Source organism: Nitrospinota bacterium (assembly GCA_016217735.1).
Lineage (GTDB): Bacteria > Nitrospinota_A > UBA7883 > JACRGQ01 > JACRGQ01 > JACRGQ01.
Map to the genome: position 1 here is coordinate 1 of JACRGQ010000056.1, position 13,607 is coordinate 13,607.

A 13,607-nucleotide genomic window follows, 5' to 3' on the forward strand; every position below is an offset into this window, starting at 1 on the left:
GGACGATCTGAGGAAGAAGGCTCATGGTCATTTGAAATCGCTACAGCGCAACCAGAAAAAGGTACGCTCGTTCTTTGACGAGCCGAATGTACGTTATGCCGCATAATCATGTCGCCTTACTAACGACTTCCTTAGTAACCATGCTGACAATAGGTCTTGATTGCAGAATGCTGAATGCCTGATTTTCGCAAGCCCACTCTATGTCTTGCGGTGTCCCGAAAACATCTTCAATTTTTAAACAAAGTTTTAAAAGGCCGGCTATTTGATGGTCTGTCAGTTTTTGTTTGTCCCGCCGGCTTTTTGGAACTTGTTTTTCCCTGGTTCCGCCCTTCGCGCCGTTTATCAACATCGAAGCCTGATGGCTTATTTGTTTATCCACTATTCTCCATTCTTTTTTGTCGGCCGTATATGAATCCGGGGTTATCAATCCTTCGACAACCGCTTTCCCCAAGCCATACCCGGCGTCAATCAACATCTGTCCGCGGTTTTTGGTGATGGGATTGGCCGTAAAGCAGACCCCGGCAATGTCAGGTTGGATCATCTTTTGAACGACCACGGCTATCGATGGGCCGCACAAAGGAAATCCGTTATGGAGGGAATAGTGGATGGCGCGCGGATTAAACAACGAAGCCCAGCACTTTTTTATGTTTTTCAGCAGCATTCTCTCCGGGGTATTTATGTAGCTTTCAAATTCTCCGGCCCAGGAAGCCCGCGATGAATCTTCGGCGATTGCCGAACTTCTGACGGCCACCAGTGCGGTTTCCAATCGGGTGAGGGCCATAAGGATGTCCGTTGACAAATCGGCGGGCAGTTCGGCGTTGATAATAAGGCCCGATACCTCGCCCGAAACCGCTTCCACCCGTTGCGGGTTCTTAATGTCAATGCCCGCCAGCAATTTCAGCAGCTTTTCCTTGATCCCGGTTGATTCCAAAAAGCGGTTATATGCCGTCGATAGAATTACAAAACCATCAGGCACCGGAATATTTTCATGCGTCAATATTCCCAAAGACGCCCCCTTGCCGCCCGCAGTGGCTATGCTTGGATTAAGCATATTAAGGGGAATTACATCGTTGCTCATTTTGATCTCAGGCTTTCGGCGGAAATATGTTTGTTCGGGAACGTTGTTTCAAGCTCATGTCATATAGAGACACGGTATGCTTTGGCGGTGCGCTTGGCCGCCCACAAAAAATACCGCCCGTAAAAAACAATTGACGCTATTCAGGATACCATATACTATATAAATAGTAAAAAAAAGCAAACCTAAAGGTTTGATCTGCGGGGGTGTGAAGGATGCGGGTGATGCGGTTTCCTCAATTGGCGGGGCGTACACCGCCAAGTACGGGTATCTGATGGCACAAGGCGAAGTCATGACGGCCAAAAGTGATTTTTATGAATTCCGCGAAAACGGCTCCAGGGGGTTCGCGGTTTTGTCCGGCCGCGATTCAATAAGCTTTGAAGAAATCGAGAAAAGAACCTTTAAACTCGCGCATATTCTCAGAACCCTGGGAATTGACGAAGGGGTACGGGCTGGCATGTTCTTGGGCAACGGGCCGGAGTTTGTAACCTCTCTTCTGGCGCTGTCGAAAAACAAATCAAGCGCTGTTCTTTTCAGCACATATTTCAAGCCCCGCGAGTTGCAAGATTACTTTGAAAGGACGCATGTGCGATTTCTGATATCGGACGAAAAACACGCAAATGCCGTCCAATCATTGCCGCTTGAAAAAGTGCTTGTACACGCGGAAGACGGTTTTTCCTGGGGCGGCCTGCAAATATGGCGGATGAACAACCCCGGGGAAGATGGCGCCAGCGCCGCCGGTGACAACTGGCTCGACAAGGAATTTGTTTTGAAATTTACTTCCGGGGTAAACGGAAAATCCAAGATTGTGCCGAAGACCTATGGGAATGTGGCCGATGAAGTTATGAACTTTTCAAGGACGATATCCCTGGGCGGGAACGATGTGGTCATTTGTCCGGCCCCGCTTTTCCATTCGTATGGCTTGATCGACGGTTTTTTATCCAGTTTCCACTCAGGCGCCAAGCTTGTGTTGATGGATAAGTTCATCCCCAATGACTTTATAACCCTTGTCGAGAAAACCAAGGCCACTATTTTTATAGGGGTGCCGTTCATGTACCAGCTTCTATGCCTAACCTATTTGAACCGGGCGCCTGATTTTTCTTCACTAAGATACTGCTTCTCCGCGGGGGCCAAAATATCCGAAGAGACCGCCAATAACTATGAGGCAAGATTTGGCCGCAGGATAAACCAGCTTTACGGCTCGACTGAAACCGGGGTCATATCCGTCAATCTATACAAAGACGGTTTTAGCGACGTCAACTCCGCCGGCCAACCAGTTGAGGGGAGGGTCATTGAGGTCGTGGATGAAGAAGGAAACGAAGTTAAGCGCGGCACGGCGGGCGAAATCAAGGTGAAAAGCGAAGGGGCGGCAAAAGGCTACCTTGACCACGATGAGCCGGGCCATAAGGCGTTTAGCAACGGGTGGTATCACACGAATGACATCGGCTATTTAAGCGATGACGGGAACTTGTATGTCACGGGAAGAAAAAGCGCGTTTATAAACGTGGCTGGTTTGAAAGTGGATCCCTTCGAAGTGGAAAAGGTATTGATGCTGCACGATGCCGTAAGTGAATGTGCGGTTGTGGGGGTCGCCGAGCCGCATTGCGGCGAGGCCGTGCAGGCCTATGTTGTCGCAATCGGCAAGCCCGCGCCCATGGAAATAATCTTGTTTTGCAAAGAAAGATTGGCGGACTACAAGGTTCCCCAAAATATCCGGTTTGTGGATGAGTTGCCAAAAAGTCCCACCGGGAAAATATTAAGAAAGTATTTGGCCGGCTGAGGGGAGTGGGGACGATGGAAATAAAGTTAGACAGGGACGACTTCATAAATCAGTACCCGCCATTCAACCTGATAAATTCAAAGGCCGTAAACGGTATTTTCAAAAAAGAGGGAATGCACGTTTATGTGCATCTGCCGTTTTGCAAAAACAAGTGCGGGTATTGCTATTTCAAGTCCTTTGACGAGTTCACTGATGAGACCGTCAAGGCATACCTGGCGGCCCTGAAAAGGGAGGTATCCATTTATAGCCAAATGGCGGAGGTGCAAAGCAAGAAGGTGAGGTCGCTATATTTCGGTGGCGGCACCCCAACCCTTCTCTCGTGCGCGCAATTGGAGGATTTGACGCACCATATCAAGGGAAGCTTTGATTTTAATGATGATTATGAGTTTTGTGTTGAATCCAATCCGGACAAAGAAACCGCGACGAAAGAAAAGTTCGATCTTCTAAAAGCCCTTAATGTCCGGCGGATAAGCTTCGGCGTGCAAAATTTCAACGAGGCGGTCTTGCGGCTTAACGGCAGATACAACAATTTAGACGAGTTTTACCGGATTTATGGGATGGCGAAAGACTCGGGCATCGAAGTAAGGAACATAGACATCATGTCCGGGATGATTGGCGAGACAAGCGGGAATTGGCGCGCGGTCATAGACAAGCTCATTGAACTTGCGCCGGAAAATATAGCGTTTTACAAGATCGAGCTTTACTACAACACGAAGCTGTTCGAGAAGACGCGGAAAAACATTCACGATACCCCCCTTATGTCGAACCGCGAGGAGATCGAGCTTATCAAATACGCCTATGACAGGCTTCAGGACGAAGGCCGGTATACCGTGACCAGTTGCTTCAACCTGGCAAAGAGCCGCCGGCAGGAGCATTTACACCGCAAGGGGATTTGGGAAGGGGATGACATGATTGGTTTTGGGTTGTCCTCGCATTCATGTTTTAACCGGCACCTATATCAGAACGCATGGAACATGAAGGATTATCTTCAGGCCGTTAGCTCGCAAAGACTCCCCATCAAAAGGGCATATTTCATTTCGATGCGCGATGAAATAGCGTCGGCGATGGTTTACGGGGTCAAAAGCCTAGAAATGAGCAGGCAGGGCTTCATAGACCGGTTTGGCTTTGACATGACAGTCCTGTACGGAGATACCATCGGTCTTCTGGAGGAAAAGGGGTTTTTACAGTTGACGCGGGACTCGCTAAAAGTACCCAGGGAATATTACATATTCGCCGACGATATAAGCAGGAAATTCTTCCTCCCCGAACACGAGACCATGATGCTTGCCCACCTTGCGAGGGCATAGGGGATGTCCAGCGCGCTTGTCATGGGGTATTCCGGCTCCAGCCGCGAGAGCCAGGAAAACAGGAAAAAACTTTTTGTTTTAAAGAAAGCGCCCAGGAACGGCAACCGGCATTTTGACAGCTTCCTCTCCTTCGGGAATGACGCGGAGGATGTGCCGATGAATTATTTTCCGCTAAAAGGGTTGGGGCACGATTGTGCGGCCTCTTTGATTCGCGGGGGCACGGCGGTCGCATCCGCCGCCGAAGAGAGGTTCAACAGGATGAAGCATTCCGTCTCCCCGGCCGGGAGCAATATGCTCCCTAAAAGATCAATGGAGTTCTGCTTAAAGCAAGGCGGCGCTTCGATGCGTGACGTGGATTACATCTGCTATTTCCTTGATGTGTCGGAAGAAGTATTCAATAGAAAGATCGAAATATTGTCGAGATGCCTGCCGGAACGCGTAAAAGAGAAAGTGATACAAGCCAACAGGCTCAGTTATGAAAAGGAATTCTCCAGTGCGCGGGTTTACGGCGAACTCGTAAGGGTGACGGCGCATGAGTGGGGACGTGAAAAGGTAAAGTTCATACCCCACCATTATGCGCATGCCGCGTCGGCATTTTACTCTTCAGGCTTTGATGATTGCGGCATTCTCACTTTGGACGGGTATGGAGAGGTGGCCAGTTCTGTTTTCGCCATCGGGCATGGAAACAAATTGGATGTGATGGAGGAAACGGAAATACCCACGTCGCTAGGCATTTTATACATGTTAATCACCGCGTTCCTCGGCTTCAAGCCCCTCAGCGACGAGTACAAGGTGATGGGTTTGGCGTCATATGGAGATTCAAAGAATTATGAAAAGGAATTCCGGAGCCTTATAAAAATTGGAAATGACGGCGCCTACGATACGTCAGCCCTCATACGGGAGGATTTTAAAAGCGTCATCGAGGAAATGTTCGGCAAGCCAAGGGAAGCACACGGTGAAATCACACGAAGGGAGAAAGATGTCGCCGCTTCATTGCAGCATGCGTTGGAGGAAGCCGTCCTTCACAAGCTTGCATATCTGAAAGTGAAGCATGGTTTCAAAAACCTCTGCCTTTCAGGGGGCGTTGCCCTCAATTGCGCAATGAACGGAATGCTCGTCAAATCAGGCCTGTTTGAAAATATTTATGTCTTTCCCGCAAGCGGTGATGACGGGTGCAGTTTGGGCGCGGCACAATACTTTTATTACAACAAAATGAATCCTGGCGGCGGGAAGAAGAAAGTCGCCTCGGTTTACCTGGGGCCTGAATATTCGGATGGCGAAGTATCCATGGCCATAAACAAGTTTGGGGGGGCAATCAGTTCTTGCAAAAAGGAATGCGTGGAAAACGAAGCCGCAAAACTCCTGGCGCGGCAAAAGGTGATCGGGTGGTTCCAGGGCCGGATGGAATTCGGCCCCAGGGCATTGGGGAACAGGAGCATTCTGGCGGACCCGAGGAGTCCGGGTATGAAAGATATTGTCAACGCGAAAATCAAAAAGAGAGAGATGTTCAGGCCGTTTGCGCCGGCGGTAAAGCTGGAAAGCGCAGAAACGTACTTTGAAATGGAACGGTTGGATGAATCCCCCTATATGCTTTTCGTTGTGCCGGTCAAGGAAGATAAAAAAAACCTTATACCCGCTGTTACCCACTGTGACGGCACGGCGAGGATCCAGACCGTCAAGGAAGAAGATAATCCGATGTTTTGGAAATTACTATGCAGCTTTGAAAGACATGCCGGACTGCCCATTATTTTAAATACGTCGTTCAATGTTATGGGCGAACCTATCGTGTGCAGTCCGGAGGACGCGGTGCGGTGTTTTCTTGGCACAAACTTGGATGCCCTTGTAATCGGCAACTATCTAATCGAAAAACTAAATCAAGGAGGCGGAAATGGATAGGGAAGAAATAAGGAAAGCGCTGTTGGACATACTCTGCTCCAAAGATCAAATGTCGTTGCAACTGGATACGTCGGACATTAAGGACGACACTTCATTGTTGAGCGACGTCTGTTTGGATTCCATTCAGATATTGGAGCTCGTAGTGGCAATCGAAAACAAATTCAAGGTATGCATAAACACCGAAGAAATCACCCTGGACATATTCGACCGATTTTCTGATTTAGTCGAATACATTGGCGCGCAGACCGGCGGTTCTTATGAAAAAATCTGAAATTAAAAAAAAGATACTGGAGGGGTTGCCGGTCAGCCGCGGAACGATAACCGGAACCGTCAGGGTAATAAAGGACCATAAAATGTCCGCCCTTGTGAACGAAGGGGACATTCTGGTTGTCCCCAGAAGCCATCCGAATTACGCGATCGGAGTCATGAAAGCCGGCGGTCTTATTTGCGAGGAAGGTGGCAGGCTGTCGCACCTTTGCATCGTGGCGATGGAAATGGGCATTCCCTGCATAACACAGGCAAAGGGAGCCATTACGCTGCTTGAGACGGCTTGCACCGTGACCCTGGACGCCAGTGACGGGGCGGTATATGAAGCCTAGAACCGGCGAGGAAAGACTTACGCTTTACAGAAAATCGCTCGCATTTGCCTGGGGCTTCGTCGATTACAACGACTGGCCGGTAAAGCTCAATTCCGTTTTCCACCTTTTCTTAAAGGAGTTCGGCGAGGAATTATTGGAAGATATTAATGCACTAAAAGCACAAGGCTGTTCGGCGAAGGATATCGCCGGCGGCTTTTACAACCCGGCCAGAATATACAGAATCATAGACTCGGCCATTTATAGCATGAGGAGGAACAAATACCCCCTTGATCAACAAAAGGCGGTCACGTTGGAACTTCTATCCTTTGTCAGTGTCCTGAAACAGGGGTCTGAGTTTAATGAGGACGGCAGGAACATAATTTACAACGACGCCCAGTTGGCGGCGGTTATCGACAGATTGGATGGCAAGACCTGCACCCGCGATGATTCCCGGCTGTTACACAGATTTTGCGGAATGATTTGGGCATATACAGAGGCGATTTTTTTCAGGGCGCATGATGTCACAAAAGAGATACATGGCCCCTATTCCCACAAAGACGGAAGATCGAACATTATCATCAAGGAATATCTGAATCTGCACCCATCGGACATCTGGCCGGGCATTGCTCTTTTGCCGTGCAAGACCATAAAGGTGGTCAGCCTCTATAGCGAGAACATAAAACAAAGCATAGACGCTTTGAATCACCTTTATCACGACGGCGGGAGTTTGGTGGACAACCTTAACGGATACTACATCGAGGTGGACGGAAAAATCGAAAGCGCCGGCCGGATAAAGGAGCTTGTGAAGGATATTGGACGGGCGATATCCGAGATCACGGATAGGGTTGAGCAAATGACCTTCAATGAAAAAATCATCAAATACGCGGAGATATTCTGGTTCAGGAAAAGGCCTTTACGGGAGATGCGCGGAAAGGACTGGAGGCTTCCGCTCCCGGTAAGGGAAAAAATCCTCGCGGGGGAAATCAACCCGCGCAGAATAAGCCGGCTGCCGGAAGAGCAGGTTCACAGGCTGGCGATGCTCACGATTTAAGGAACAGGATGGCGTTAATGGATTCCGATATTTACATAGCCAAGTGCGATTCATACGATGGCGATGCCATCTACAAATTGCTTTTGGAGTTTTTTGGATACATCGGTGGCGCGGAAAAGTGGATTAAACCGGGAATGGAAGTATTGATTAAGCCCAATCTCTGCCTTGCCCATCCTCCCGAAATGGCGATAACGACACACCCAACGGTGATTGAGCAGGCCGCCAGGATCGCCATGGAGTGCGGAGCCAACGTGTCGATAGGAGACAACCCCATTGGCAAGTTCGATCAACGTCACATAAGCAGGATTTGGGAAGTTGCGGGCATGAATGCAATTGTCGAAAGGCTTGGTTGCGGGAAAAGCATTCTTGACAAAAAAGGATTCAGGAAAGAAACATTTGAGCTTAATGGAAATACGGCCGATTACTACATATCCAGGGAGTATTTAAGCGCCGATTTAGTCATAAACATTCCAAAGTTCAAGACGCACGCCCTGATGGGGTTTACCGGCGCCGTTAAAAACATATACGGAATCATACCCGGGCGGTCAAAACTCAGGCTGCATGGTTTTGCGCCGGGGGTACGCGAGTTTTCAAGGATCATTGCGGATGTGTATTCCAAGAGGATTCCCGAGGTAACGATAATGGATGCCGTTGAAGGGCTTGAGGGTAACGGGCCAGGCACGGGGGGGGTGAAGAGGAAGGTGGGCCTGCTAATGGCGAGCAGTGACGGGGTTTTGCTGGATTCGATCTGCTCAAGAGTTATTGGCGTGGACCCTAACGACATTGCAACAAACATCTCCGCCAGGGAAAAGGGGCTTGGAAGCATGAACCCGCGCAATGTGTATTTAAGCGGTATCGGCAGGTTGGAGGATGCATATCTCCGGGATTTTAAGATTCCAAGCACGATGCGCTATAAAAACTCGAAGGTCGTGGAAAAACTATTCAACATCGCACGGTTCAAGATACGAATCCAGCCGGACAAATGTAAGGACTGTTTCCTGTGTTTCAAAAATTGCCCTGTGGAAGCAATCGGGCAGGCGGCTGGCAAGCGCCTTCAAATAAACGAGGCTCAATGCATCCAATGCCTGTGTTGCCTTGAGTTATGTCCGCACGGCGCCGTTGACGCTTCCACGAGCAGGTTTTATTCGGAACTTAAAAGACTGCGGGCCCGTTCATGAGGAATAACGCTATGGATAGTGGAAGGGACCTGGCAATTATAATAGACAACTATGATTCATTTACATATAATTTGTACCAATATATTATGGAAATGGTCTCGGAGGTTAAGGTTTTCAGGAACGATAATATTACCATTCGTGATATTGAGGATATGGAGCCGAAATATATTGTGATTTCCCCGGGACCCAAGGAACCCAAGGACGCGGGCATGTCCAAAAAAATCATAGAACGATTTGGGGAGGAGGTAAATATTTTAGGCGTATGTCTCGGCCACCAGTGCATTAATGAGGTCTTTGGCGGCATTACGGTCAGGGATAAAAAGGTATTTCATGGCAAGGTCTCCGTTATTAATAATGACCAAAAACACATATACAGGGGCTTGCCAAAAAGATTATCGGTGGCGCGTTACCATTCCCTGGTGGCTGATGCGGCCAGGATATCAAAAGATATTGAGATCACCGCATGGACCGATGACGGCGTGGTTATGGGGATAAGGCACAAGAGCCGCCCAATAGAGGGCGTTCAGTTCCATCCGGAATCCTTCATGACGGAATATGGCAAAGAAATGCTGCAAAATTATTTTAGCATGAGTTGCACGGTGGCATAAGCCGATGATAAAACCGCAAATCATGTCCCTTGGCGCCAGTCCCGGGTTCCACGACATTGCGGAGTACTTCTCCGATAGACCCCACTTTATTTTCCTCGACAGCAGGATACAGGGGGAGATCAATGGAAAATACTCTTATATAGCCTTTGACCCCTTTCTTGTTTTCAGGTCAAAGGGGAACAAAGTCACCATCTATGGACGCGGCGGACAGGCCGAACACGAGACAGGTAATCCCTTCGATGTTTTAAGCGGATTATTGGCAAAATATAAAATTGACCCGTCCTTCGGCAAAGAAACTTCGAACTTCCTCGGCGGCGCCATTGGTTATTTTGCGTATGAGCTGGGCGGGCAAATAGAAAAACTGCCGGAGCGTAAAAAAGGTGAGCCGCCGGTTCCGGAATGTTATGTCTGCTTTTATGACACCGTGTTTATATATGACGGCGGCAAAAACAAAATATCATTGTCCCATTGCGCTTTTGAAGAAAACGCGCCTCCGGCGTCCGCGGTGGAACGCTTGCTCGATGAGGTTGCAGCCATTCCCGCCGGGATATATGAGTCCAGCATGCAACATTCAGCTGAAAACAACGGGCCTGCCGCTGGCGAAGTTACAAGCGATTTTACCAAGGATGAATACATGCGCGCGATAAACCGGGTGAAAGAGTACATCCTGGCGGGCGACGTATATCAGGTCAACCTGACGCAAAGGTTTAAGTTCAGCGTTGGAAGCAAAGGCAACTGGTGGATATACAAAATGCTTATGCGGGTAAATCCGGCGCCGTTCGCGTGTTATTTAAATTTTGAGGACGTCTGCGTCGCTTCATCTTCGCCGGAAAGGTTTTTTAAGGTTGTGGATGGCGAGGTTGAAACCCGGCCGATTAAGGGCACCATTGGGAGAGGAGCGGATCCAAGCGAAGACGCGCAAAATATGGAGACCCTTAAAAACTGCCAGAAGAACCGGGCGGAATTGGCAATGATCGTGGACTTGCTGCGGAATGACCTCGGGCGTGTATGCAAGCCGGGTACGGTAAAAGTCAAGGCTTTCCCGGAACTGGAGACCTACGCCTCCGTGCATCATCTTGTGGCGACCATAACGGGCGAGCTGTTGGAAGGCAAAAGCCCGGTAGACCTGTTAAGGGCGACGTTCCCCGGGGGATCGATTACCGGAGCGCCAAAAATAAGGGCGATGGAAATCATAGACGAACTGGAGCCGGTCGCCAGGGGCGTTTACACCGGCAGTATAGGTTACCTCGGCTTTAATGGAAACGCGGACCTGAATATTGTGATACGGACGATTATCATCACAGGTCAAACGGGATACATCCAGGCCGGTGGAGGAATTGTTGCGGACTCCACGGCCGAGGACGAATATCACGAATCAATTCTAAAGGCAAAAAACCTTTTCAAGGCGCTTGCGGGGGGATAGCCGCTGGAAAAAATCATTAATCCAGCGAGTAGTATAATAATGCCGAATTGATAAAGTGCGCAGTATAATAATGCCAAGTTGATAAGTGGAGTGATTGTCCGGTTATAAACGGGAAATATTTTATGAAAAATGAGGGACATATCATGGGAATGACTCAGCAGGAAAAGGAGATATGGGAAGTAGTCCAATCGCTTAACCGCACTTGGACCAAGGAGGGGAACCCCGATGCGCTTAAGGGCTATTTTCACAAGAATATGGTGGCTATAACCCCCACAGACCGTTTTTGCCTTGAGGGTGGAGATGTTTGCGTGGCGTCGTGGAAGACATTTGCCGAGAGCGCGAAAATCCATAGATGGGAGGAACTGCGGCCAAACATACAAATTTATGGAAACGGAAAGTTCGCCATAGTCACTTATTATTTTGACATGGCGTTTGAGATGGGTGGTCAAGAAGTGGAAATGGGCGGGCGCGATATGTTCGTGCTTTCCAATGAAGACGGTAAATGGTGGGTGGTCGCGGATAATTTTTCAGCGTACCCTGTTAGCGGAGCGGGCGCTTAATTGGACGATACGGGAGGCTTTCAAGGTTTTTCGAGGGAAACCAGCCGCTTCCTTCATGACCTTAAGCGAAACAACAACAAGGGTTGGTTCGAGTCAAACAAGGCGCGCTATCAGGATGTCCTTATAAAGCCGCTTACTGAATTGGCGTCGGATTTGGCGCCATTTATGCTCTCCATAGATTCGCACATGGAGGTAACTCCAGCGGTGAACAAAACAATATCCAGAATCTACCGGGATACAAGATTTTCGCGGGACAAGTCTCCCTATAAGACCACGATGTGGATTACCTATAAAAGGCCGCGCAAGAATTGGGTTAGCGCGCCCGCGTATTTTTTTGAGATATCGGAGGAATCCTACCGTTACGGCATGGGGTTTTACAGCGCGGAAAAAGGCACCATGGACGGGCTAAGGTGGGCAATCAACGATGACCCGGCAGGTTTTTTAAAGGCAACCGCATTTTACTCCAAGCAGAATGCCTTTGCCGTGGAAGGGGAGAAATACAAGAGGTTGTTAAGTGAAACCATTCCCCCGGAACTATTGGATTGGTACCAGAGAAAGAATCTTTATCTCGTCTGCAACAGGAAAATGGAAGGAAGTATTTTTAGCCGGAAACTGGTGGCGGATCTGAAGGGCGGGTTCAGCCTGCTTGGCCCTTTTTACCACTATTTAAGGAAAGTCACTGAAGAGGTGGAATGAGCCGCCGGACACGATAAAAAACATCCAGCCGTGCCGCGATGGGAAATGCAATTTCGCTGGGTTCCAGGATGATCTCCCGGCGACGCTTTATGCGCACCGGGAGCCGCGGGGAAAAATCAGCAGCTGGAGCTGCCGCCGCAGCCGCAGCCTCCACCGCCGCCATGACCGTGTCCGCCGCTGGGGGCGTTCGGATTGCGGAAAACGAAGGACGCGCCCTGCTGGTCGTCCACATAGTCCAGTTCAAGGCCTTTAATATTTTTGATGGTCTTCGGATCGATGATCACGGGGATGCCGTTGCAGGTGAATTCCGTATCTTCATCCCCCTTTTCGTCGAAGCCGAGGCCGTATTCGAAACCGGAGCAGCCGCCGCCGACCACGGCGATCCTGAGCGGAAGCCCTTCGCACTTGGCGACAATCTGTGATTTCTTGATCTGTTCAGCCGCGCTGGCGGTAACGTTCACCATATGATGACTCCCATTTAATACTCGTTTATGTGCAATTTTCCATATTTTAGCATGAAATCTGCCAAAAAGCCGGTTTTTACCCAAGGGGCGTATTGTTTTATCACTGCATAGAGCCGCAAAAGACCCTTTGGGATTCGGCGCTATTCCTTTTTTGGAATCCACCCGAGCGCGGCGGAGACGGATTTACGCGGGATCATAATATTCGCCTCGTTCAGCCGGACGCCGATTTTTTCCGATTCCAGCATTTTCATGATCATCGGCTGCGCGTCCAGCGTCCAGTCGCCGTAGCCGGGGGCGTAGCGGAATGTGAGGGAGTAGCCCATCTTGGCACACTCCGTTTGCACGCGGTCTTCCACGCGGTCGGCCATGTAATCGGCCATCCATCCCCCCACATATTCGAGGTAGAAACCGTCGGTCGGTTCTGTTTTGATGATGGCGTCGGACATCGCGGGGAGTTTTGGGCCGATGGTGGTGAGGAGCAGCGTCACATAGTGGCAAGGGAGGAGCATCTCCACCACTTTTTTGCCGAAGAATAGTCCCGGTACTCCTTCCACGGCGGGCGGTTTTCCCTCTTCCTGTATCAGGCGGTAGGTGCGGTAGATTGCCTTCGGCTCGATGAGTCCGTAGCCGGTGTCTATCGCCTTTTTTATGTAGCGGGCGATGTTTTGCTCCGGCATCTCCTTGAGCGAGCTGATCTTCGAGATGCGCAGTTCGCGTAGCACCCGCTCCTCCTCGATGGTGAACGGGATGTTGTTCAGCACGATGGGGCGTTGGAGGCTTTCGATGACGAGCGCCACGCTTAGTGGCTCCCGCCTGTGATGTTCGTAACGCCGTTTCCCATGCCTGTATTATAAAGCGGCGGGGGGAAAGCGCAAACCTCCCCCCGCGCATATTTCAAATCCCGGCGGCGCAGTCGCGCGCAAAACTTTCGAATGGGGTTGGCTCTTTGCCGGTCAACAGCCGGACATCCCCCGTAACCGCCGAGCAATAC

14 protein-coding genes are annotated in these 13,607 nt (G+C 49.8%); 11 read left to right on the forward strand and 3 right to left on the reverse strand.

From position 1 onward, the window contains the following. Positions 1–106 precede the first annotated feature (106 nt). Complete coding sequence (locus HZA03_09200; GenBank protein ID MBI5638130.1) at positions 107–1,078, reverse strand: PEP/pyruvate-binding domain-containing protein; 972 nt, start codon at positions 1,076–1,078, stop codon at positions 107–109. Positions 1,079–1,283: 205 nt separating this feature from the next. Here HZA03_09200 and HZA03_09205 point away from each other — a divergent pair, with 205 nt between their 5' ends. The 11 genes from HZA03_09205 (at position 1,284) to HZA03_09255 (ending at position 12,152) form a co-directional block, all read left to right on the forward strand. Further along, complete coding sequence (locus tag HZA03_09205) at positions 1,284–2,855, forward strand: acyl--CoA ligase (GenBank protein MBI5638131.1); 1,572 nt, start codon at positions 1,284–1,286, stop codon at positions 2,853–2,855. Between the two features lie 14 nt (positions 2,856–2,869). Continuing rightward, positions 2,870–4,162, forward strand: a complete 1,293-nt coding sequence (locus tag HZA03_09210; GenBank protein ID MBI5638132.1) for a coproporphyrinogen III oxidase family protein — start codon at positions 2,870–2,872, stop codon at positions 4,160–4,162. Positions 4,163–4,165: 3 nt separating this feature from the next. Then, entirely contained in the window at positions 4,166–6,058 is a 1,893-nt protein-coding gene (locus tag HZA03_09215; protein ID MBI5638133.1) for a hypothetical protein, read from the forward strand. Beyond that, positions 6,051–6,329: an acyl carrier protein gene (locus tag HZA03_09220; GenBank protein ID MBI5638134.1), complete on the forward strand. Its 279-nt coding sequence runs from the start codon at positions 6,051–6,053 to the stop codon at positions 6,327–6,329. The genes HZA03_09215 and HZA03_09220 overlap by 8 nt, the downstream gene beginning before the upstream one ends. Beyond that, entirely contained in the window at positions 6,316–6,657 is a 342-nt protein-coding gene (locus tag HZA03_09225) for a hypothetical protein (GenBank protein MBI5638135.1), read from the forward strand. Before HZA03_09220 ends, HZA03_09225 begins: the two co-directional genes overlap by 14 nt. Then, positions 6,647–7,687, forward strand: coding sequence for a hypothetical protein (locus HZA03_09230; protein MBI5638136.1), 1,041 nt, complete (start codon positions 6,647–6,649; stop codon positions 7,685–7,687). The genes HZA03_09225 and HZA03_09230 overlap by 11 nt, the downstream gene beginning before the upstream one ends. 17 nt (positions 7,688–7,704) lie before the next feature. Then, positions 7,705–8,865, forward strand: coding sequence for a DUF362 domain-containing protein (locus tag HZA03_09235; protein MBI5638137.1), 1,161 nt, complete (start codon positions 7,705–7,707; stop codon positions 8,863–8,865). Between the two features lie 29 nt (positions 8,866–8,894). After that, positions 8,895–9,473, forward strand: a complete 579-nt coding sequence (locus tag HZA03_09240; GenBank protein MBI5638138.1) for an aminodeoxychorismate/anthranilate synthase component II — start codon at positions 8,895–8,897, stop codon at positions 9,471–9,473. Between the two features lie 4 nt (positions 9,474–9,477). Then, entirely contained in the window at positions 9,478–10,896 is a 1,419-nt protein-coding gene (gene pabB, locus HZA03_09245; protein ID MBI5638139.1) for an aminodeoxychorismate synthase component I, read from the forward strand. A 122-nt stretch (positions 10,897–11,018) separates the two neighbouring features. After that, complete coding sequence (locus HZA03_09250; GenBank protein ID MBI5638140.1) at positions 11,019–11,456, forward strand: nuclear transport factor 2 family protein; 438 nt, start codon at positions 11,019–11,021, stop codon at positions 11,454–11,456. Further along, positions 11,457–12,152, forward strand: coding sequence for a DUF2461 domain-containing protein (locus tag HZA03_09255; GenBank protein MBI5638141.1), 696 nt, complete (start codon positions 11,457–11,459; stop codon positions 12,150–12,152). Between the two features lie 116 nt (positions 12,153–12,268). Here HZA03_09255 and HZA03_09260 read toward each other — a convergent pair whose 3' ends face one another. Together HZA03_09260 and HZA03_09265 are read right to left on the reverse strand one after the other, a co-directional pair. Then, positions 12,269–12,616 carry an iron-sulfur cluster assembly accessory protein gene (locus tag HZA03_09260; protein MBI5638142.1) on the reverse strand — a complete coding sequence of 116 codons (348 nt, stop codon included), beginning with the start codon at positions 12,614–12,616 and terminating at the stop codon, positions 12,269–12,271. A gap of 140 nt (positions 12,617–12,756) precedes the next feature. Further along, positions 12,757–13,413 (reverse strand): hypothetical protein, encoded by a 657-nt coding sequence (locus HZA03_09265; protein MBI5638143.1) that lies wholly within the window; start codon positions 13,411–13,413, stop codon positions 12,757–12,759. Positions 13,414–13,607 lie beyond the last annotated feature (194 nt).

What these genes read in the sequence shown, in the direction of transcription:
- HZA03_09200 (MBI5638130.1), bottom strand. Translation starts at nt 1,078, where the DNA reads ATGAGCAACGATGTAATTCCCCTTAATATGCTTAATCCAAGCATAGCC.
- HZA03_09210 (MBI5638132.1), top strand. Translation starts at nt 2,870, where the DNA reads ATGGAAATAAAGTTAGACAGGGACGACTTCATAAATCAGTACCCGCCA.
- HZA03_09215 (MBI5638133.1), top strand. Translation starts at nt 4,166, where the DNA reads ATGTCCAGCGCGCTTGTCATGGGGTATTCCGGCTCCAGCCGCGAGAGC.
- HZA03_09220 (MBI5638134.1), top strand. Translation starts at nt 6,051, where the DNA reads ATGGATAGGGAAGAAATAAGGAAAGCGCTGTTGGACATACTCTGCTCC.
- HZA03_09225 (MBI5638135.1), top strand. Translation starts at nt 6,316, where the DNA reads ATGAAAAAATCTGAAATTAAAAAAAAGATACTGGAGGGGTTGCCGGTC.
- HZA03_09230 (MBI5638136.1), top strand. Translation starts at nt 6,647, where the DNA reads ATGAAGCCTAGAACCGGCGAGGAAAGACTTACGCTTTACAGAAAATCG.
- HZA03_09235 (MBI5638137.1), top strand. Translation starts at nt 7,705, where the DNA reads ATGGATTCCGATATTTACATAGCCAAGTGCGATTCATACGATGGCGAT.
- pabB (MBI5638139.1), top strand. Translation starts at nt 9,478, where the DNA reads ATGATAAAACCGCAAATCATGTCCCTTGGCGCCAGTCCCGGGTTCCAC.
- HZA03_09250 (MBI5638140.1), top strand. Translation starts at nt 11,019, where the DNA reads ATGAAAAATGAGGGACATATCATGGGAATGACTCAGCAGGAAAAGGAG.
- HZA03_09260 (MBI5638142.1), bottom strand. Translation starts at nt 12,616, where the DNA reads ATGGTGAACGTTACCGCCAGCGCGGCTGAACAGATCAAGAAATCACAG.